This is a genomic window from Candidatus Pelagibacter sp. Uisw_099_02 (genome assembly GCF_047727625.1).
Taxonomy (GTDB): domain Bacteria; phylum Pseudomonadota; class Alphaproteobacteria; order Pelagibacterales; family Pelagibacteraceae; genus Pelagibacter.
In genome coordinates, this window is sequence record NZ_CP159822.1 from 440,601 (window position 1) to 459,593 (window position 18,993).

At 30.1% G+C, this 18,993-nt stretch carries 22 protein-coding genes and 3 tRNA genes; 20 read left to right on the forward strand and 5 right to left on the reverse strand.

Annotation, left to right across the window (positions count from 1 at the left end; genetic code table 11):
- Positions 1 to 3 precede the first annotated feature (3 nt).
- The 3 genes from ABXT47_RS02340 to ABXT47_RS02350 all read left to right on the forward strand — a co-directional run bounded on the left by ABXT47_RS02340 (position 4) and on the right by ABXT47_RS02350 (position 3,060).
- Complete coding sequence (locus ABXT47_RS02340; protein ID WP_415309143.1) at positions 4 to 1,461, forward strand: cytosine permease; 1,458 nt, start codon at positions 4 to 6, stop codon at positions 1,459 to 1,461.
- Positions 1,462 to 1,465: 4 nt separating this feature from the next.
- A complete protein-coding gene (locus ABXT47_RS02345) occupies positions 1,466 to 2,212 on the forward strand; it encodes an SDR family NAD(P)-dependent oxidoreductase (RefSeq protein WP_415309144.1) in 747 nt (248 codons plus the stop codon).
- A gap of 200 nt (positions 2,213 to 2,412) precedes the next feature.
- Positions 2,413 to 3,060, forward strand: coding sequence for a DUF3047 domain-containing protein (locus ABXT47_RS02350; RefSeq protein WP_415309145.1), 648 nt, complete (start codon positions 2,413 to 2,415; stop codon positions 3,058 to 3,060).
- Between the two features lie 3 nt (positions 3,061 to 3,063).
- Here the strand turns inward: ABXT47_RS02350 and ABXT47_RS02355 are convergent, their stop codons facing one another.
- Positions 3,064 to 3,201 (reverse strand): hypothetical protein, encoded by a 138-nt coding sequence (locus ABXT47_RS02355; protein ID WP_415309146.1) that lies wholly within the window; start codon positions 3,199 to 3,201, stop codon positions 3,064 to 3,066.
- A 58-nt stretch (positions 3,202 to 3,259) separates the two neighbouring features.
- On the opposite strand from ABXT47_RS02355, the gene ABXT47_RS02360 reads away from it, so the two are divergent.
- Entirely contained in the window at positions 3,260 to 3,682 is a 423-nt protein-coding gene (locus tag ABXT47_RS02360) for a YbgC/FadM family acyl-CoA thioesterase (RefSeq protein WP_415309147.1), read from the forward strand.
- Here ABXT47_RS02360 and ABXT47_RS02365 read toward each other — a convergent pair.
- Positions 3,679 to 4,353, reverse strand: a complete 675-nt coding sequence (locus ABXT47_RS02365; RefSeq protein WP_415309148.1) for a uracil-DNA glycosylase — start codon at positions 4,351 to 4,353, stop codon at positions 3,679 to 3,681. The genes ABXT47_RS02360 and ABXT47_RS02365 overlap by 4 nt on opposite strands.
- A gap of 2 nt (positions 4,354 to 4,355) precedes the next feature.
- Here ABXT47_RS02365 and ABXT47_RS02370 point away from each other — a divergent pair, with 2 nt between their 5' ends.
- Both ABXT47_RS02370 and ABXT47_RS02375 read left to right on the forward strand, forming a co-directional pair.
- Complete coding sequence (locus ABXT47_RS02370) at positions 4,356 to 4,916, forward strand: histidine phosphatase family protein (protein WP_415309149.1); 561 nt, start codon at positions 4,356 to 4,358, stop codon at positions 4,914 to 4,916.
- Positions 4,917 to 4,953: 37 nt separating this feature from the next.
- Entirely contained in the window at positions 4,954 to 5,100 is a 147-nt protein-coding gene (locus tag ABXT47_RS02375; protein WP_415309150.1) for a hypothetical protein, read from the forward strand.
- Here the strand turns inward: ABXT47_RS02375 and ABXT47_RS02380 are convergent.
- From ABXT47_RS02380 to ABXT47_RS02390, 3 genes are read right to left on the reverse strand one after another with little or no spacing between them, the layout of a single operon-like run.
- Complete coding sequence (locus tag ABXT47_RS02380) at positions 5,097 to 5,531, reverse strand: hypothetical protein (protein WP_415309151.1); 435 nt, start codon at positions 5,529 to 5,531, stop codon at positions 5,097 to 5,099. The two genes, ABXT47_RS02375 and ABXT47_RS02380, sit on opposite strands and share 4 nt — an antisense overlap.
- Positions 5,518 to 5,688 (reverse strand): hypothetical protein, encoded by a 171-nt coding sequence (locus tag ABXT47_RS02385; protein ID WP_415309152.1) that lies wholly within the window; start codon positions 5,686 to 5,688, stop codon positions 5,518 to 5,520. The genes ABXT47_RS02380 and ABXT47_RS02385 overlap by 14 nt, the downstream gene beginning before the upstream one ends.
- Positions 5,681 to 5,932 carry a DUF1289 domain-containing protein gene (locus tag ABXT47_RS02390; RefSeq protein WP_415309153.1) on the reverse strand — a complete coding sequence of 84 codons (252 nt, stop codon included), beginning with the start codon at positions 5,930 to 5,932 and terminating at the stop codon, positions 5,681 to 5,683. Before ABXT47_RS02390 ends, ABXT47_RS02385 begins: the two co-directional genes overlap by 8 nt.
- Positions 5,933 to 6,032: 100 nt before the next feature.
- Here ABXT47_RS02390 and ABXT47_RS02395 point away from each other — a divergent pair.
- The 14 genes from ABXT47_RS02395 to nuoG all read left to right on the forward strand — a co-directional run bounded on the left by ABXT47_RS02395 (position 6,033) and on the right by nuoG (position 18,990).
- A tRNA-Leu gene (locus ABXT47_RS02395) sits at positions 6,033 to 6,117 on the forward strand.
- A 17-nt stretch (positions 6,118 to 6,134) separates the two neighbouring features.
- Entirely contained in the window at positions 6,135 to 7,568 is a 1,434-nt protein-coding gene (gene tig, locus ABXT47_RS02400) for a trigger factor (RefSeq protein ID WP_415309154.1), read from the forward strand.
- 32 nt (positions 7,569 to 7,600) lie between these two features.
- Entirely contained in the window at positions 7,601 to 8,212 is a 612-nt protein-coding gene (gene clpP, locus ABXT47_RS02405) for an ATP-dependent Clp endopeptidase proteolytic subunit ClpP (protein ID WP_415309155.1), read from the forward strand.
- 88 nt (positions 8,213 to 8,300) lie between these two features.
- Positions 8,301 to 9,569 (forward strand): ATP-dependent Clp protease ATP-binding subunit ClpX, encoded by a 1,269-nt coding sequence (gene clpX, locus ABXT47_RS02410; protein WP_415309156.1) that lies wholly within the window; start codon positions 8,301 to 8,303, stop codon positions 9,567 to 9,569.
- A gap of 62 nt (positions 9,570 to 9,631) precedes the next feature.
- Positions 9,632 to 12,013 carry an endopeptidase La gene (gene lon, locus ABXT47_RS02415; RefSeq protein ID WP_415309157.1) on the forward strand — a complete coding sequence of 794 codons (2,382 nt, stop codon included), beginning with the start codon at positions 9,632 to 9,634 and terminating at the stop codon, positions 12,011 to 12,013.
- Between the two features lie 84 nt (positions 12,014 to 12,097).
- A tRNA-Val gene (locus ABXT47_RS02420) sits at positions 12,098 to 12,173 on the forward strand.
- A gap of 14 nt (positions 12,174 to 12,187) precedes the next feature.
- Positions 12,188 to 12,264: transfer RNA gene (locus tag ABXT47_RS02425), tRNA-Asp, on the forward strand.
- Positions 12,265 to 12,349: 85 nt separating this feature from the next.
- On the forward strand, positions 12,350 to 12,718 hold the full coding sequence (locus ABXT47_RS02430) for an NADH-quinone oxidoreductase subunit A (RefSeq protein ID WP_415309158.1): 369 nt from the start codon (positions 12,350 to 12,352) through the stop codon (positions 12,716 to 12,718).
- Between the two features lie 10 nt (positions 12,719 to 12,728).
- The gene (locus tag ABXT47_RS02435; protein WP_415309159.1) at positions 12,729 to 13,250 is read left to right on the forward strand and encodes a NuoB/complex I 20 kDa subunit family protein; all 522 of its coding nucleotides are present in this window, start codon (positions 12,729 to 12,731) and stop codon (positions 13,248 to 13,250) included.
- A 5-nt stretch (positions 13,251 to 13,255) separates the two neighbouring features.
- Positions 13,256 to 13,864, forward strand: a complete 609-nt coding sequence (locus ABXT47_RS02440) for an NADH-quinone oxidoreductase subunit C (RefSeq protein ID WP_415309160.1) — start codon at positions 13,256 to 13,258, stop codon at positions 13,862 to 13,864.
- Entirely contained in the window at positions 13,848 to 15,023 is a 1,176-nt protein-coding gene (locus ABXT47_RS02445; protein ID WP_415309161.1) for an NADH-quinone oxidoreductase subunit D, read from the forward strand. Before ABXT47_RS02440 ends, ABXT47_RS02445 begins: the two co-directional genes overlap by 17 nt.
- A complete protein-coding gene (nuoE, locus tag ABXT47_RS02450; RefSeq protein ID WP_415309162.1) occupies positions 15,023 to 15,631 on the forward strand; it encodes an NADH-quinone oxidoreductase subunit NuoE in 609 nt (202 codons plus the stop codon). The genes ABXT47_RS02445 and nuoE overlap by 1 nt, the downstream gene beginning before the upstream one ends.
- Positions 15,624 to 16,955, forward strand: coding sequence for an NADH-quinone oxidoreductase subunit NuoF (nuoF, locus tag ABXT47_RS02455; RefSeq protein ID WP_415309163.1), 1,332 nt, complete (start codon positions 15,624 to 15,626; stop codon positions 16,953 to 16,955). Before nuoE ends, nuoF begins: the two co-directional genes overlap by 8 nt.
- Positions 16,948 to 18,990: an NADH-quinone oxidoreductase subunit NuoG gene (nuoG, locus tag ABXT47_RS02460; RefSeq protein WP_415309164.1), complete on the forward strand. Its 2,043-nt coding sequence runs from the start codon at positions 16,948 to 16,950 to the stop codon at positions 18,988 to 18,990. The genes nuoF and nuoG overlap by 8 nt, the downstream gene beginning before the upstream one ends.
- Positions 18,991 to 18,993 lie beyond the last annotated feature (3 nt).

Consider the following 18,993-nt stretch of genomic DNA (forward strand, 5'->3'; position numbering starts at 1 on the left):
AAGGTGAATCAAATTAAATCAAAAAAAAGTCTTATTAATTGGGAATTAGTTTCAGTAAACCCTAACGATAAAAATTGGGATTGGAAAGATTTATTTTGTTTCTGGGGGTGTAACATTCAAAGTGTAATTGGATTTTCTTTAATTGCGTCTCTTTATTTAGTTTATGAATTGAATGTTTTTGTTGTTTTATTTGGAACATTAATAGCCTCAATTCTTGTTTACTTTTTAGCTAATTTAATAGGAAGGCCTTCACAAAAATATGCTTTACCATTTGCAGTAATTTTAAGAAGTTCTTTAGGTGTAAAGGGTGCAAAATACTTTGGTTTATTTAGAGGTTTAGTAGGCATCTTTATGTTTGGTATCCAAACATATTTTTTATCAAGATTATTTAGTTTTTTAATAAGAATTTGTATTTTTTCCTTTGACAATACTTTTTTAGATAATGAAATTTTTTTAGTTTTTCTTTTAGGACTAAATATTATTGATGGAGTAGCATTTATTATTGCTATTTTTTTACAAGCCTACTTATTTAGTAAAAGTCATAAATTTAACAGATCTATTATAAGGTTTTCAGCAGTAACTGTTTATTCAGGAATGCTTATATTCTTTCTAACAGTTTTTCTTTATGATGTTAAAGTTACTTCAACAGCATTTGTAGATATATTTTCAATCAACAATCTATTTGATAAAAATAATTTAGCTCCACTAATTACAGTTGCAGGGACAATTTTTGCTTACTTCTCAATAGTAATTGTGAATTTTGGTGATTTTAGCAGGTATGTAAAAAATGATAATGAATTAAAAAATGGAAATTTAAGTTTGATTATTAACCTATTATTATTTTCATTTTTTGCCGTATTCATTGTTATTGGTGCAGATATTTTCCTCAATAAAAACTTAGAAAATATGGAAAGAATTTTAACAAATCCAACAGATATAATTGGAAAAATAGACAATACAGAATTAACAGTAATAGTTTTAATTTTTATAATTTTTTCATCAGCATCTACAAATTTAATAGCTAATTATGTACCAACACAAAATATATTATTAAACATTATGCCAATGAAACTTAATCTAAAAACTGCTGGATTTATTATTGCTATATTAGGATTTATTATAGGTATTTTTTGGTTACCGCTTTTAAGTCAAATTGGAATTTTAGCCTTTGTAGATACTTTTGGTGCTTTTTTTGGACCTTTGTTTGGCATTATGGTCATTGATTTTTATTTAATTAAAAAAACAAATTTAGATAACAAAGATATCTTTTCTACAGAAAGAAATAGCTTATATTTTTATTCTAATGGCTGGCATATTAAAGCGGTCTATTCTTTATTTTTAGGTTTTATTTTTGCAGCATCAACAATTTGGAACGAAAGTTTAATGAACTTTCATTCCTTCTCTTGGATTATTGGAGCATTTATCTCTTCATTGACTTACTACTTGTTAGCTAGTAAATAATTCTATGCATCAATTTGATTTAAATGAAAAAACAGCAATCATTACTGGTGGTGCACAAGGTTTTGGCCTGGATATTGCTAAACGTTTTTTAAACTCTGGTGCAAAAGCTATCATTTGGGATATAGATGAAAAAGAATTAAAAAAAGTAGTCAAAACAATAAATAATACAAATCTTTCATACAATGTTGTTGATGTGTCTAACTTTAAAACCGTCAAAGAAACTGTCGATGAAATAGCACAATCTTCAAATATTGATATTTTAATTAATAATGCAGGCATTACTGGATCAACCTCTTCATTATGGGATTATGATGTTGATGAGTGGAACAAGATAGTTCAAATTAATTTAATGGGAACATTTAATTGTTGTAAGTGTGTTGTTCCCCATATGCTCAAAAACAATTATGGTAGAATTGTTAATGTTGCCTCTGTTGCGGGAAAAGATGGTAATGCAAATGCAAGTGCTTATAGTTCAGCTAAAGCAGGTGCTATTGGTTTAACTAAATCACTAGGTAAAGAATTGGCTGATAAAAATATTGCTGTTAATGCTGTTACGCCAGCTGGTGCTAAGACAAGAATTTTAGATCAAATGTCAAAAGAACATGTCGCTAGAATGCTATCCAAAGTACCAAGAGGTAGATTTCTTGAAATAGAAGAATTTACATCACTAATTTGCTGGCTTTCTTCTGAAGAAAATTCATTCTCAACAGCAGCAGTTTTTGATATTAGTGGTGGTAGATCTACTTATTAAGTGTTGTTTTCAACATTTTGAAATTAGTTTTATTTTCCTCAGAGATAACGGGTGCAAGCAAAATTATTGACCAATAAATTAAAAGTACAAATATAGATATCGATTTCATTTACTCCTAGTAAGCTTCAATATTGATCTTTAGTTGTTTAAAATTTGTTCAAATATTGTTTTTTAAAAATAAATGGATATATAGTAAATTTATGATTAAAAATTTTTTAATAGTATTACTTGTCTCATTTATGATTTCTAACAGCGTAACCGCTGAAAAAGCTACTGTTTTTGAATTTACAGAAGAAGAATTTAAAACATTGAAAGTTGGAAAGAAATATAAAGGTGAAACAACATGGACACTTGGGTCAAACATAAATGGTAATTTTATTAAAGCTGAAGCTGAAGCTAGGGGCTCTGGATTAGGTAAAGAAGTTTTAATTGATTTGTTAAAAACTCCTTTTATTAATATTACCTGGAAAGTTGAAAAAGATTTAAAGGGTATAGTAGAAAATAGCAAAAAAGGGCATGATTATGCCGCTAGAGTATTCGTTATAAAAAAAACTGGGTCGACAGCTCTATCAAACAGGGCAATAAATTATGTATTTTCGAGTAATAATAAAGTAGGAAAAAATTGGCCTAGCCCCTATACAAAAAAGTCAATTGATTATGTGTTATCTTCAACAAAAAATAATCTTGATACATGGGTAACTGTTAAAGCCAATGTCAGAGATGACTTTATGAAGCTACATGGTATAGATGTTACAGATATCTCTGGTGTCGCAATAATGACAGATACAGATAACTCAAAATTAAAAGCTATATCTTATTATCAAAATATTTATTTTTCAGCTAAATAGAAATTATTTAATAATTTTTTTAAAGCCGATACTCAAAAAAGATAAGAGGATTGCAACAACAACATCTTCTATTGGAGCGGCGTCTGGGACACCAAAATTCCAAGCTATTACAGTAATTAGCCAAATTATATAAATTTTCATTAAAAAAACCATATCTTAGTTTACTATTAAAATAATTTTTTTTTGATATTATAAAATTATGCATGAGAATTTTTTTCACAAACTTAAAGTTTATTATGAAGATACTGATGCTGGTGGTGTTGTGTATTATGCTAATTATTTAAAATTTCTTGAAAGAGCTAGAACTGAAGCTTTAGTTACTTTAGGTTTTAATAATAAAAAAATTAAAGAGGATTTTGGGGCTTTAATTATAGTTAAATCATGTAATATTGAATACAAAATTTCTTCTCATCTCGAGGACGAGTTAAGTATTAGGTCTTTTGTTAAGTCAGTTACAAAAACATCTTTTATTATGAACCAGTATATCTCAAGAGGAGAAGACCTTATAGTTGAAGCAAAAGTACATTTAGTTTTTGTCAATAATGAAGGCAAACCTATCAAAATACCAGATAATTTATTTAAAGATTTTAAACCTTATTTTTGTGACAGTATTAAAGTTTAGATTGCTTTCTTAGCAAATTTAATAAGCTTCATCATTTTTGGTTTATTAATAACTTTTGTATTAACATTACGTGGGCTTGGGTGGTAACATGGAATTAAAATCTTACCATCTGGTAGAGTATATTTGGCCCCATGTTTAAATAAGAATTTTTGCTTCATTACATAATTTTTTTTATAAAATTTTAAACAATTATCAAACGCAACTTTTCCTAGACTTATTATAACTTTTAAGTTTTTTAAATTTTTGATTTCCTTATCAAAATAATTTGAGCAGTTATTTAGTTCTTGATTTAATGGTTTGTCACCAGGAGGAACACATTTTAAGATATTTGTGATATAGGTACTTTTAAGTTTTAAACCATCATTAATATGGGTGGAAGTTGACAGGTTAGATATTTCTGTCTTTTTTAGACAACTAAATAGAAAGTCACCAGATCTATCACCAGTAAATGGTCTACCTGTCCTTGTTCCACCATGAGCAGCTGGTGCTAGACCAATTATTATTAATTTTGCATTAACATCACCAAAACCGGGTACTGGTTTTCCCCAATACAATTCGGCTATATTTTGTTTTCTTTTCGTATATGAAATTTTTTTACTATATTCTATTAGTCTAGGACATTTTTTACATTTAATTATTGTATTATTTAATTTTTTAAATTTAATACTCATTAATGAAATTAGTTAAAATTATCATAATCCTACTTATATCTTTCACTACTTCATTTAAAGGTATTTCAGCTAATGAATTTAAGAAAATATTTAAAGATGGTGGAAAATTAATATTCATAAGACATGCATATGCACCGGGTAGTGGTGATCCAGACGGGTTTAGGATATCAAATTGTCTAACACAACGTAATTTAAACATAGATGGAGTTGAACAATCAAAGCGAATAGGTCATTTTTTTAGACAAAACGATATAAAAATTGGCAAAGTTTTATCTAGCGAATGGTGTAGATGTAAACAAACAGCAGAGTATGCTTTTAACAGCTATGAAATTAGAGATTTTTTAAATTCTTTTTTTAGTCAAGAGTTTTCTCATAATAAGGATAAGCAAATAAAAGAATTAAAGGAATATATAAAAAACTGGAATGGAAAAAATAATTTAATACTTGTTACACATTACGTCGTAATTTCTGAAATTTTAAATTTATCTGTATCATCAGGTGAAATTGTTATAGCAGATAAAGATTATAATATTTTAGGAAGGCTAAATACACTTAACAATTAAAACTATATTTTATTATAAAAAAATATAGAGTACACACATGTCTTCCAAAAAAGCAATGAAGTTAGCCCAAAAGCAAGCTTTTGCAAAACACCGTAGTAATATTACAAATACTAAATTTGGATCAAAAAAAATAAATTTTGTTAATAAGTCCAATAAGACTAATACAACAAACAAAAAATCTTAACTCTCTTCCTCAAAGACATCCACCTTACCACAGGTTGATAATTTTGTTGTACCTTCTTCATTATTAATTACTGTCTTAATTCTAATTATTGGATTATTTTTTTCAAAAAGTAGCTGTGTATAAAATTGTGGATAGCCAACTTTATCTGTAAAAAATAAATTATTTTCTTCATATATAAATTTTTCGAGGGAGTTTTCTTTTTTTATACTTAAATCTGTTAATTTAAGTTTTTTATAAGTCTTATTGTCATAAATGAAGTTTCTTGTCATTAAAGACTTATTAAAATCTAAAATGTATTCATTTTTAATAAAACTATGTCTAAGGTCTTTACAATTTGTTAGATGCATTATTTGTGAAAAAATTATTGTTTGAAAATTAATAAATAAAAATGATAAAAGTAAAAACTTATTATAAAAATTATTTTTTTTCATATTTATCAGTGTAAAAGAGTGCAATTAATAAAATTACAGTCCATATAATCCCTATAAATGCTTTGGGACCAGTATCAGCGCTCCATAGATCTAGAGCCATAGCACCAAAGATCAGGCCCAATATATAAAGCAATATAGCTACTGTAGACTTACTCATTAATTAAATTTTTTTTAAAAAGAGAAATACCATTCTCAGTTTTATATTTATATGAGTCCTTAAAACTTTCTAATTGCCAACCAGAAAGTCTCTCTTGAATATTAGTCAAATTTTCACTTTTCCATTGATCAGAAGTATCTTCCAGTTTCCACAATTTTTTTTCCTCATTGCTTCTACCACATCCATAGCAATAGCCAGTTTGTGGGTCAGTTTTACATATACTTATACAAGGTGAAATAATCATTTTTTTAAATTATCAGTAAATATAATTGATTATTATTATATTTTATAATTATTGTCATTGGACAAATGATATCAATAATATATAAAGCCACTTAAATTCTGGGCGAATGGCGGAATTGGTAGACGCGCTGGTCTTAGGAACCAGTATTGAAAGATGTGAAGGTTCGAGTCCTTTTTCGCCTACCAAAAAGTTATTATAAATTATGAAAGTAAAAGTAGAAAACATAAAAGGCTTAAATAAAGACATTAAAGTTTTCATAGACAAAAAAACTATGAACTTACATATGGATGAAAAATATGAAGAAATTAAAAAAACTGTTAACTTAAAAGGTTTTAGACTGGGAAAAGTGCCTAAAGAAATTCTTAAAAGACAATTTGGACAAGCAATTTTTAGTGAAGTTTTAGACAAAGTGTTAAAAGATTCATCAACAAAAGCATTGGCCGATAATAAGATTAAACCAGCTGGCCAGCCTAAGCTTGATTTAAAAACTTATGGTGAAGATAAAGATTTAGAATATGTAATTTCTGTAACAGAGCTTCCTAACGTTGAGCTTAAGTCTGTAGAAAATATAAAATTTGACGAATATACAGTAAAAATTGACCCTAAAGAGACTGATAAAAGAATTAAAGAAATAGCAAAAAGTCAAAATAATTTCATAGATGTTGCTGATGATATTAAAGCTACTGATGGAAATTCTGTAATCTTTGATTATAAAGCGACAATCGATGGAAAAGATTTTACTGGTGGTGAAGGAAAAAACACACAATTAATACTCGGTAAGGATTTATTTATTAAAGGTTTTGATGAGCAATTAATTGGTGTTAAAAAAAATGACGAAAAATCGGTAGAGGCTGCGCTTCCTGAGAATTATCCTCAAAAAGAATATGCAAATAAAAAAGCTAAATTTATTTGTAAAATAATAGCTATAAAAAAATCTGAAGATGTTAAAATTGATGATGTTTTTGCAAAAAACTTAGGTGCAAAAGATCTTACAGATTTAAAATTGCTAGTTTCAAAACAAATTAATGACGAATATAAAAATTCTTTAGATAAATTAGCAAAAACAAAAATTTTAAAAGAAATTGAAAACTTTAAAGTTGATGAAATTCCAGGTAATTTAATAGAAGAAGAAGTTAAAATACTAGCACAAGGAATGAGCGAAGAAGATGCTAAAAAAAGTAGAAAAAATTTTGAGGATATTGCAAAGAAAAGAATTAAAGTAGGATTAATTTTGAATGAATTTGGTGAACAAAATAAAATAAAAGTTACAGAACAAGAAGTTCAAGCAGAGGTTCAAAAGCAACTTAGAATGATGCCCGGTCAAGAAAAAATGGTTATGGAATTTTATCAAAAAAATCCATCTGCATTAGCTAGCTTAAGAGGAACAGTTTATGAAGAAAAAATTATAAATTTAATTAAAACAAAGGCAAAATCCAATAAAAAAGAAATCACGAAAGAAGAAGCAGAAAAAATTTTAAAAGAACATCAAAAACAAGAACTTGACCACAACCATGATCATAACCATTCTGCAGAAAAAAAAGCACCAGCAAAAAAAGTAGCTTCTAAAAAAGATGAAGCTAAGCCAAAAACTTCAAAATCTAAAGAAACTAAAGCAAAAAAAGTTAGCAATAAGTAATCACAAGTTGTATAAGTTAAGAGAATCAACTTATGACAATAAATTTTTCTGAACAAATGAACAACTTAGTTCCTATGGTTGTGGAACAATCAAACAAAGGAGAAAGAGCTTACGATATTTATTCTAGGCTTTTAAAAGAGAGAATAATTTTTCTAGTTGGCCCTATTAATGATAACGTTGCATCCTTAGTTACAGCTCAACTTTTATTTTTAGAATCTGAAGATCCCAAAAAAGAAATTAATTTATATATAAATAGTCCTGGAGGACTTGTTACAGCTGGGTTAGGTATTTATGACACGATGCAGTATATAAAACCTGATGTGTCAACTTTGTGTATTGGTCAAGCAGCTTCAATGGGATCTTTTTTACTAGCTGCTGGAAAAAAAGGTAAAAGGTTTTCACTCCCAAATTCTAGAATAATGGTCCACCAACCATCAGCTGGATTTCAAGGACAAGCCACAGATATTGAGATACATGCTAACGAAGTTTTGTCATTGAAAAAGAGACTTAATGAAATTTATTCCAAACATACTGGAAAATCAGTTGAAGATGTAAAAAAGGCTCTCGAAAGAGACAACTTTATGAATCCAGAAGTTGCTAAAGATTTTGGTTTAGTTGATGAAGTAGTTGAAAATAGATCTTAACACACAACATCTTGATAGTTACCAAACGTATACTTGATTAGTATGACTCATTTATATTAAAGTACATTAAATGATTCGTTTATAAATTATGACTACAAATAATAAAAATATCCTTTACTGTTCATTCTGTGGCAAGAGCCAGCATGAGGTTAGAAAATTAATAGCAGGTCCCACTGTATTCATTTGTGATGAGTGTGTTGAGCTTTGTATGGATATCATCAAAGAAGAAAGCAAGGATAATTTTGTTAAACATCAAGATGGTTTACCTTCACCAAAAGAAATTTGCGCTGTATTAGACGACTATGTTATTGGTCAACCCCATGCAAAAAAAGTTTTATCAGTAGCTGTACATAATCACTATAAAAGACTTAATTATGAAAGTAAAACTAGTAAAACAGTTGAACTTTCCAAATCGAATATTCTTTTAGTTGGGCCTACTGGTTGTGGTAAAACTTTATTAGCCCAAACGTTAGCAAGAATTTTAGATGTACCCTTTACAATGGCAGACGCAACCACACTGACAGAGGCAGGATATGTTGGTGAAGATGTTGAAAATATTATTTTAAAATTATTACAAGCTGCAGATTATAATGTCGAAAAAGCGCAAAGAGGAATTGTCTATATTGATGAGGTTGATAAAATTAGTAGAAAGTCTGAAAACCCTTCAATTACAAGAGATGTTTCTGGTGAAGGTGTGCAGCAAGCTTTATTGAAAATTATGGAAGGAACCGTTGCAAGTGTACCACCTCAAGGAGGAAGAAAACACCCTCAACAAGAATTTTTACAAGTTGATACAACTAACATTTTATTTATTTGCGGAGGAGCTTTTGCAGGTTTAGATAAAATAATTTCTCAAAGAGACAAAGGAACTTCGATTGGATTTGGTGCGAATGTCAAAAAAACAGATGATAAAAAAACTGGTGAATGGATGAAAAGTTTAGAACCAGAGGATTTATTAAGATATGGTTTGATACCTGAGTTTATTGGAAGGTTACCTATGATAGCTACCTTAGAGGATCTTGATGAAAAATCTTTAGTAAAAATATTGCAAGAGCCTAAAAATTCCTTAATCAAACAATATCAAGAATTATTTAAGTTAGATGGAGCAAAATTAAACTTTAAAGACAACGCTATTAAAGAAATTGCACAAAAAGCAATTAATAAAAAAACAGGTGCAAGAGGACTTAGGTCAATTTTAGAAAATATTCTATTAAAAACTATGTATGATTTGCCTAGTCAAGACAATGTTGATGAGGTTATCGTTGACGCTAGTGCGGCCAAAGGTCTAACTCAGCCTATTTTAGTTCACTCAAAAAATAGCAATAAAACTAAAATAGACAAAACATCTGCTGCCTAATTTAACGTTAATAACTAATAAATAGCTATTGCAATATTGAATTTAATATCCATATTTAAAACATGGATGTTAAAATCGTAAGACCATTATTACCATTAAGAGATATTGTCGTATTCCCAAATATGGTTATTCCATTATTTGTTGGTAGAGACAAGTCTATCTCAGCTTTAAATGAGGTGATGAAAAAAGATAAAAAAATAATTCTTGTTACACAAAAAAATTCAGAGATAGATGATCCCAAAAAAACTGATGTTTTTACTTATGGTTGTGAAGGAAACATTCTACAGTTATTAAAATTACCGGACGGTACAGTAAAAGTTTTAGTTGAAGGTAGTAAAAGAGTTAAAATTTTAGATTATAAAGATAATGATAAGTATATTGTTTGTGAATACGCTCATCACTATGACGAAGTTACAAAAGATGAAGATCTAATTCCACTAGCAATGACAGCAGTTAGAAGACTTGAAAAACTAACATCGATTAATAAAAAAGTTTCAAGTGAAACAATTAATAGTATTAAAAAATTAAATAACGCATCTCATATTGCTGACAATATTGCATCTCATTTAACAGCAACCATTTCAGAAAAACAACAAATTTTTGAAACAGTCGATGTTAAAAAAAGACTTAACTCTATAATTAAAATTATGGAAAATGAAACTAGCATTATTGGTGTTGAGAAAAGAATCAGAGGCAGAGTTAAGACTCAAATGGAAAAAACTCAAAGAGAGTATTATTTAAATGAACAACTAAAAGCTATTCAAAAAGAATTAGGTGAGATTGAGGACGGTAAAGATGAAACGTCAAGTCTTAATAAATCTATTTTAAAATCCAAAATGCCGAAAGATGTTGAAAAAAAATGTATGGCAGAACTTAAAAAGTTAAAAAATATGAGCCCGATGTCAGCAGAAGCTACTGTCATTAGAAATTATCTTGATTGGATGATTGACCTTCCTTGGTTTAAAAAAAGTGAAATTGCTATGGATCTTAAAAAAGCATTAGCTGTATTGGATGCAGATCATTTTGGCTTAGAAAAAGTGAAAGAAAGAATTATTGAATTTTTAGCTGTTCAAAAAAGAATGGAAAAAATTAAAGGTCCAATTCTATGTTTAGTTGGCCCACCTGGAGTTGGAAAAACATCATTAGGTAAATCAATTGCTAAAGCTACTAACAGAGAGTTTGTTAGAGTTTCTGTTGGCGGAATGCGTGATGAAGCTGAAATAAGAGGACATAGAAGAACTTATATTGGTTCTTTGCCAGGGAAAATTATTCAAATGATGAAGAAAGCAGGAACAAAAAATCCTTTAATTTTACTTGATGAAATAGATAAAATCGGAAACGATTATAGAGGTGACCCATCATCAGCTTTATTGGAAGCTTTAGATCCAGAGCAAAATGCGACATTTAACGATCACTATCTTGAAGTTGATTATGATCTATCCGACGTTATGTTTGTGACAACAGCAAACACATTAAATATATTACCCCCACTTTTAGATAGAATGGAAGTAATAAGATTAGCTGGTTATACTGAAGATGAAAAAATTAATATTGCTAACAAATACCTTTTACCAAAACAGATTAAAGACAATGGTGTTAAAGAAAAAGAAATGACCTTATCTGAAGATATTGTTAAAGAAATTATTAGAAGTTACACAAAAGAGTCTGGTGTCAGAAATTTAGAAAGAGAAATTTCTAAAGTAGCAAGAAAAGTTGTAAAAAAAGTTGTAACTGGAGAAGAAAAAGAAGTTAATGTTAATTTAAAAAATTTACCAGACTATCTAGGTATACAAAAATTTAAATTTGGTGAACTTGAAAACAAAGATAAGATAGGCGTTGTTACAGGTTTAGCATGGACAGAATACGGAGGGGAAATCCTAAAAATTGAGACTGTCATTATGCCTGGTAAAGGTAGAATGCAAATTACTGGTAAACTTGGTGAGGTAATGCAAGAATCTATTAAGGCGGCAAAATCATTCATTAGATCTAAGAGTTTAGATTATGGAATTATACCGCCATTATTTGAAAAAAAAGATTTTCATATTCATGTACCTGAAGGAGCCACACCAAAAGATGGGCCTTCAGCTGGTATTGGAATGGTTACATCTATAGTTTCAGCAATAACTAATAATCCAGTAAGAAGAGATGTTGCCATGACTGGTGAAGTTACATTGACAGGACAAGTCCTACCGATTGGCGGATTAAAAGAAAAATTACTTGCCGCCCATAGAGCTGGAATTAAGCAAGTTATTATTCCTAAGGAAAATGAAAAAGATTTAGTAGATATGCCTAAAAAAATAATTGATGATATTAAAATTACTTCTGTAGAACATGCAGATGAAGTGTTAAAAATAGCTCTTACTAAAGAACTTAAGAGAGTTGAATGGGTAGAGGTAGAAAAAATTTCTAAATCTGGTGATAAATCTCAAGCTAGCATTCAATAATTGCCAATTTATATCCTTTTCTTTTTTAATATCTGTTTTGACTTTCATAAATAATTGTTATAATTAAACGATAATTTTGGTTAAGGGTGGTTAGCTCAGCTGGTAGAGCATCTCGTTTACACCGAGGGGGTCAAAGGTTCGAGTCCTTTACTACCCACCAAAATATGTAAAAGTGGGGGTGTAGCTCAGTTGGTTAGAGCGATCGCCTGTCACGCGATAGGTCGAGGGTTCGAGTCCCTTCACTCCCGCCACTTTTCCCCATTTTTAATGTGAATTTCATATAAATTGTGACGTAAGAGCACTTCAACATGATATAAAAAGTGCTATATAGACTTCATGCTTTCAGAATTTTTAAATGATTATCTGCCTATTATATTATTTCTAATAATAGCTATTGGTCTGAGTTGCGCCTTTGTGATAATCAATTTAATTCTTTCACCAAAAAACCCTGATCCAGAAAAACTATCAGCTTATGAGTGTGGATTTGAACCCTTTGAAGATTCCAGAATAGAATTTGATGTGAGGTTTTATTTAGTGGCAATTCTTTTTATAATTTTTGATTTAGAAATAGCTTTCCTTTTTCCTTGGGCAGTTTCTTTGGGAAATATTGGTTTATTAGGATTTTCTTCAATGATGATTTTTTTGTTCATATTAACAATCGGTTTTATTTATGAGTGGAAAAAAGGTGCATTAGATTGGGAATAAAATTTAAAACATGAATTTAACAGATAATAATAAACAAATACCAGAAGAGTTCAAAAAACTTTCTGATGATTTTAGTAAAAATGGTTTTATAACGACATCATTAGATAATCTTATCAACTGGTCAAGAGCAGGTTCATTACACTGGATGACTTTTGGATTAGCATGTTGTGCAGTAGAAATGATGCAAACTGCAATGCCAAGGTATGATTTGGAAAGATTTGGTGCAGCACCACGTGGCTCACCTAGACAATCTGATGTTATGATTGTTGCTGGAACCTTAACAAATAAAATGGCACCAGCTTTAAGAAAAGTTTATGATCAAATGCCAGAACCAAGATATGTAATATCGATGGGTAGCTGTGCTAATGGTGGTGGTTATTATCATTATTCTTATTCTGTTGTTCGTGGATGTGATAAAATTGTTCCAGTTGATATTTATGTTCCTGGATGCCCACCATCTGCTGAAGCTTTACTGTATGGTATTTTACAACTCCAAAAAAAAATTAGAAATAAAGGATCTTTTGAAAGATAAATATTATGACTAATTTAACTGATCTTGAGAAAAAAATTAATTCTGAACTAACAACTAAAATTAAAAAATCTCATATTAAACATGATCAACTATACATAAATATTGATAATAAAGATTTGATAGATGTCACAATTTTTATTAAGAGCAATGAGAATACAAAATTCAGACAATTAATTGACATAACTGTAGTTGATTACCCTGAGGACACTCAACGATTTAAAGTTGTATATCTTTTTTTAAGTCATGAATTTAATAAACGTATAATATTAAGTTATTTGATAAGTGAAAATGAAATGATTCCATCATTGACGTCAGTATACCCAGCTGCAAATTGGATGGAACGTGAAGCTTTTGATATGTATGGAGTTAAATTTAAAGACCACCCAGATTTAAGAAGAATACTTACAGATTATGGTTTTGAGGGTCACCCACTAAGAAAAGACTTTCCGTTAACTGGACACACAGAAGTTAGATACAACGAAGAACAAAAAAAAGTCATTAAGGAACCAGTTAAATTAGAACAAAATTATAGAAACTTTGATTATGAAAGTCCTTGGGAAGGAACTAAATATATTAAAAAACAGACAGATCAGGAAAATGACAAAAAAAACTAAAACATTAAACCTTAATTTTGGACCACAACATCCGGCTGCTCATGGGGTCCTAAGATTGATTTTAGAATTAGATGGTGAGGTTGTTGAAAAAGCAGATCCGCATATTGGATTACTGCATCGTGGCACTGAAAAACTTATAGAAAACAAAACTTATATGCAAGCTGTGCCCTATTTTGATAGGCTCGATTACGTAGCTCCAATGAATCAAGAACATGCTTTTGCTTTAGCTATAGAAAAAATATTAAAGATTGAAGTGCCAATTAGAGCCCAATTTATAAGAGTTATGTTTTGTGAGATTGGAAGAATTTTAAGTCATATATTAAATGTAACAACTCAAGCATTAGATGTTGGCGCCTTAACTCCTTCATTATGGGGATTTGAAGAACGTGAAACCTTAATGACCTTTTATGAAAGAGCTTCAGGTTCAAGACTGCATGCTAATTATTTTAGAGCTGGTGGAGTTCATCAGGACTTACCAATGGGTTTAGAAGAAGATATAGGTAAGTTTTGTTTATCTTTTCCTAAAATAATTGATGATCTAGAAACATTACTAACTGATAATAGAATATTTAAACAACGAAATGTAGATATTGGCATTGTAACAAAAGAAGATGCTTTAGATTATTCATTTAGCGGGGTTATGATTAGAGGATCTGGTGTGCCTTGGGACTTAAGAAAGTCGCAGCCATATGATTGCTATAATCAATTAGAATTTAAGATACCTGTTGGAAAGAATGGAGATTGTTATGATAGATATTTATGCAGAATAGAAGAAATGAGAGAGAGTATTTCTATCATCAAACAATGTTTGGCTAAAATGCATAAAGGACCAATTAAATCATCAGATGGTAAAATTAGCCCTCCATCAAAAAAAGATATTAAACAATCTATGGAAGCACTAATTCACCATTTTAAACTGTTTACTGAAGGTTACCGTGTAGATAAAGATGAAATTTATACTGCTGTTGAAGCTCCTAAAGGAGAGTTTGGTGTTTATCTAATATCTGATGGTTCTAGCAAACCATATAAATGCAAAATAAGAGCCCCAGGTTTTTCTCACTTAGCCGCTATGGATTATTTAATTAAAGGTCATATGCTTGCAGATGTGCCTGCTGTACTGGGTTCACTAGATATAGTTTTTGGAGAGGTAGACAGATAATGACTTTAAGAAGACCCTCAAAAGAACAGCCTGAGAATTTTGAATTTAATCCTGCTTCATTCGAGGCTGTTAAATCGGTTATGGCAAAATATCCTAAAGGTAAAGAGCAAAGTTCTGTAATGGCCCTCCTTTATATAGCACAAAAACAAAATAGTAACTGGATTCCATTAGCGGCCATGAAGTGCATAGGTAAAATTTTGGACATGCCATATATAAAAGTTTACGAAGTGGCAACATTTTATACGATGTATAATCTTGCCCCTGTTGGTAAATATTTTATACAGGTTTGCACAACTACACCATGTATGATTAGAGGTGCTTACAAGCTTGTTGAATCCTGCAAAGAAAAAATTTCTGAAAATGAAAATGAGCTTTTAAAAGATAAAAATTGTTCTTGGATGGAAGTTGAATGTTTAGGTGCTTGTGTTAATGCGCCTATGATGCAGATTAATAATGATTATTATGAAGACTTAGATAAAGAAAAAACATCAAAAATTTTAGATAAGATCCTAAATGATGAAACACCTAAGCCAGGATCATACAGAGGACGTATAAACAACGAACCTGAAAATAACAGAAAAACACTTATGGACTTAAAAAATGCTTAAAGACGAAGATAGAATATTTCAGAATTTATATAACGATAATGGTTCAGATGTTGCGTCATCGAAAACAAGAGGTGACTGGACAAAAACTAAAGAAATAATTGAAAAAGGTAGAGATTGGATAATAAATGAAATTAAAACTTCACAACTTAGAGGTAGAGGTGGTGCTGGATTTCCAACAGGTTTAAAATGGTCTTTTGCTCCAAAAGAGCTCAGTGCAAGACCTCATTATTTAGTAATAAATGGAGATGAGTCAGAACCTGGCACATGTAAAGATAGAGATATTTTAAGATTTGAACCCCATAAATTAATTGAAGGTTGTTTGATTGCTGCTTACGCAGTTCAAGCCCATGTTTGTTATATTTATATAAGAGGAGAATATTTTGTTGATGGAGAAAAACTTCAAGTAGCAATTGATGAAGCTTATGAAAAAAATTTGATAGGGAAAAATGCATCTGGTAGTGGTTGGGACTTAGATATTTATATTCATTATGGTGCAGGTGCTTATATTTGCGGTGAAGAAACGGCGTTACTTGAAAGTATAGAGGGTAAAAAAGGTCAACCAAGATTAAAACCACCTTTTCCAGCTTTAATAGGTCTCTATGGGTGTCCAACTATAATTAACAATGTTGAAACTATAGCAGTTGTTCCAACTATATTAAGAAGAGGTGGAAAATGGTTTGCATCTTTAGGTAAAGAAAAAAATACTGGAACTAAAATTTTTTGTATATCTGGCAATGTTAACAACCCATGTAATGTTGAAGAGGAAATGAGTGTATCACTTAAAGAATTAATTGAAGTTCATGCTGGTGGTGTAATTGGTGGATGGCATAATTTACAAGCTGTAATACCCGGTGGATCCTCAATGCCTTTAATACCACAAAGTACGTGTGAAACTTTAACAATGGATTTTGATTCATTGGTTGCTGAAAAAAGTGGATTAGGAACAGCTGGTATTGTAGTCATAAACAAAGATCAAGATATTATTAAATGTATGGCAAGAATTGCTAGGTTTTATAAACATGAAAGTTGTGGTCAATGTACACCTTGCAGGGAAGGCTCAGGTTGGATGTGGAGAATGCTTGAAAGAATGGCTAAAGGTGATGCATCAAGAGATGAAGTTGATATGTTGGAAGATGTCACTACTCAAATTGCTGGACATACCATATGTGCATTTGGTGAAGGATCTTCATGGCCTGTACAAGGTTTGTTAAGACATTTTAAAAAAGAAATCGAAAATAGAAATGATCTTAACCCTAGCATAAAAAAAATAAAAGACATTCCCTATCTAGTAGATCAACATTTATTGGATAAAAAAAATGTTTAAATTAAAAGTTAATGAAATTGATATAGAGGTTGAAGAGGGTCTAACAGTGCTTCAAGCCTGTGAAAAAGCTGGAGTTGAAATCCCAAGGTTTTGTTATCATGAAAAATTATCAATAGCTGGTAATTGCAGAATGTGCTTAGTAGAAATGGAAAAATCTCCCAAACCAGTTGCATCTTGTGCGATGCCAGTTGCTGAAGGAATGAATATTAAAACAAATACTGAATTTGTTGAAAAAGCAAGAAAAGGTGTCATGGAATTTCTATTAGCTAACCACCCCTTGGATTGCCCAGTTTGTGATCAGGGTGGTGAATGTGATTTGCAAGATCAATCAATGTTTTATGGTGTTGATAAATCTAGATACAAAGAAAATAAAAGAGAAGTTTCTGAAAAAAATATGGGACCTTTAATCAAAACTCAAATGACCAGATGTATACATTGTACTAGATGTGTTAGGTTTGCAACAGAGGTTGCGGGTGTGCCAGAGATTGGAGCTATAGGTAGAGGTGAGGATATGCAAATTACAACATACTTAGAACAATCTATGCAATCAGAACTATCAGCTAATGTTGTAGATTTATGTCCTGTCGGCGCCTTAACATCTAAACCATATGTATTTGAGGCTAGGCCATGGGAATTAAAAAAAACTGAATCTGTCGATATAATGGATGCTATTGGCTCAAATATAAGAGTTGATACATATGGATGGGAAGTAAAGAGAATTTTACCAAGAATTAATGAGAATATTAATGAAGAGTGGATTTCAGATAAAACAAGATATGCCTGCGATGGTTTATTAAATCAACGTCTAGATACTCCTTACATAAAATATAACGGTAAGTTTGAAAAAGCATCATGGAATGAAGTTTTTAATATAATTAAGTCTAAGTTTAAGAATGTTGACAAGAATAAGATATGTGGAATGTCCGGTGATTTAGCTAACATGGAAACACTGTATATATTTAAAGAGTTTTTTAATAAAACACTAGGTTCGTATAATCTTGAATCAAGAAGTGACCACACATATTTAAACCCACAAAAAAGAGAAAATTATTTGTTCAATTCAACAATTAATGGAATAGAAGAAGCAGATTTTATCTTGCTTATAGGAAGCAACCCTAGATACGAGGCAACAATTTTAAATGCACGTATTAGAAAAGCATACTTACAAAATAAAACAAAAATCATTTCTTTAAATGAAGTTGGTGATCTTACTTATCCATATATGTCTTTGGATGGAGATATTGAAAATATCAAAAAAATCACCGAAGGTAATCATGAGGTATCAAACTTAATTAAAGACGCAAAAAAACCCCTAATTATATTTGGTCAGTCTGCCCTAAAGACAAAATCTGCAAAATATATTTTTGAATCTGTTAAATCTTTTTTAGAAAAAAATAATAAAATATTAGATGAATGGAATTCTTTAAACATAATTTCAGAAAATGCAGCTACAGTCGGTAGTTTCGACCTTGGATTATACAAAACTAACGATGGTTCTAATGAAGTGTTAAAAGACTTAGAAAATCACAAGTTTGAAATTGTTTATCTGTTAGGTGTAGATAATCTTAAATTTGAAAAAAAGAATGAGTTTGTAATCTATCAAGGTAGTCACGGAGATAGAGGGGCAGAAATAGCAGATATTATACTTCCAGGAGCTGCCTATACTGAGCAAAATGGTTATTTTACAAACCTAGAAGGTAAATTACAAAAAGCTTATAAAGCCTCTTATCCACCAGAAGATGCAAAGGAAGATTGGCTAATAATAAATGAATTAGCTGAAGCAATGAATCATAGAAAGCTATTCAACGATAAAGATGAGCTAGACAGCAGTCTACTTAATCAAATTAACCTATATGTTGAAAAGAATAATTCTATTAAAACTTCTGATATTAAAAACATAGAGTTTAATCATGAAATTTTAAAGATTGATAATGAAGATTATTATTATTCAAATGTTATAGCAAGAGCTTCTAAAACAATGTTTGAATGCAAGACTTCTAAGGCTAACTTTAAATTAACGGGTACAGAGGGTTAGTAA

What these genes read in the sequence shown, in the direction of transcription:
- ABXT47_RS02345 (WP_415309144.1), top strand. Translation starts at nt 1,466, where the DNA reads ATGCATCAATTTGATTTAAATGAAAAAACAGCAATCATTACTGGTGGT.
- ABXT47_RS02350 (WP_415309145.1), top strand. Translation starts at nt 2,413, where the DNA reads ATGATTAAAAATTTTTTAATAGTATTACTTGTCTCATTTATGATTTCT.
- ABXT47_RS02355 (WP_415309146.1), bottom strand. Translation starts at nt 3,201, where the DNA reads ATGAAAATTTATATAATTTGGCTAATTACTGTAATAGCTTGGAATTTT.
- ABXT47_RS02360 (WP_415309147.1), top strand. Translation starts at nt 3,260, where the DNA reads ATGCATGAGAATTTTTTTCACAAACTTAAAGTTTATTATGAAGATACT.
- ABXT47_RS02365 (WP_415309148.1), bottom strand. Translation starts at nt 4,353, where the DNA reads ATGAGTATTAAATTTAAAAAATTAAATAATACAATAATTAAATGTAAA.
- ABXT47_RS02370 (WP_415309149.1), top strand. Translation starts at nt 4,356, where the DNA reads ATGAAATTAGTTAAAATTATCATAATCCTACTTATATCTTTCACTACT.
- ABXT47_RS02375 (WP_415309150.1), top strand. Translation starts at nt 4,954, where the DNA reads ATGTCTTCCAAAAAAGCAATGAAGTTAGCCCAAAAGCAAGCTTTTGCA.
- ABXT47_RS02380 (WP_415309151.1), bottom strand. Translation starts at nt 5,531, where the DNA reads ATGAAAAAAAATAATTTTTATAATAAGTTTTTACTTTTATCATTTTTA.
- ABXT47_RS02385 (WP_415309152.1), bottom strand. Translation starts at nt 5,688, where the DNA reads ATGAGTAAGTCTACAGTAGCTATATTGCTTTATATATTGGGCCTGATC.
- ABXT47_RS02390 (WP_415309153.1), bottom strand. Translation starts at nt 5,932, where the DNA reads ATGATTATTTCACCTTGTATAAGTATATGTAAAACTGACCCACAAACT.
- tig (WP_415309154.1), top strand. Translation starts at nt 6,135, where the DNA reads ATGAAAGTAAAAGTAGAAAACATAAAAGGCTTAAATAAAGACATTAAA.
- clpP (WP_415309155.1), top strand. Translation starts at nt 7,601, where the DNA reads ATGACAATAAATTTTTCTGAACAAATGAACAACTTAGTTCCTATGGTT.
- clpX (WP_415309156.1), top strand. Translation starts at nt 8,301, where the DNA reads ATGACTACAAATAATAAAAATATCCTTTACTGTTCATTCTGTGGCAAG.
- lon (WP_415309157.1), top strand. Translation starts at nt 9,632, where the DNA reads ATGGATGTTAAAATCGTAAGACCATTATTACCATTAAGAGATATTGTC.
- ABXT47_RS02430 (WP_415309158.1), top strand. Translation starts at nt 12,350, where the DNA reads ATGCTTTCAGAATTTTTAAATGATTATCTGCCTATTATATTATTTCTA.
- ABXT47_RS02435 (WP_415309159.1), top strand. Translation starts at nt 12,729, where the DNA reads ATGAATTTAACAGATAATAATAAACAAATACCAGAAGAGTTCAAAAAA.
- ABXT47_RS02440 (WP_415309160.1), top strand. Translation starts at nt 13,256, where the DNA reads ATGACTAATTTAACTGATCTTGAGAAAAAAATTAATTCTGAACTAACA.
- ABXT47_RS02445 (WP_415309161.1), top strand. Translation starts at nt 13,848, where the DNA reads ATGACAAAAAAAACTAAAACATTAAACCTTAATTTTGGACCACAACAT.
- nuoE (WP_415309162.1), top strand. Translation starts at nt 15,023, where the DNA reads ATGACTTTAAGAAGACCCTCAAAAGAACAGCCTGAGAATTTTGAATTT.
- nuoF (WP_415309163.1), top strand. Translation starts at nt 15,624, where the DNA reads ATGCTTAAAGACGAAGATAGAATATTTCAGAATTTATATAACGATAAT.
- nuoG (WP_415309164.1), top strand. Translation starts at nt 16,948, where the DNA reads ATGTTTAAATTAAAAGTTAATGAAATTGATATAGAGGTTGAAGAGGGT.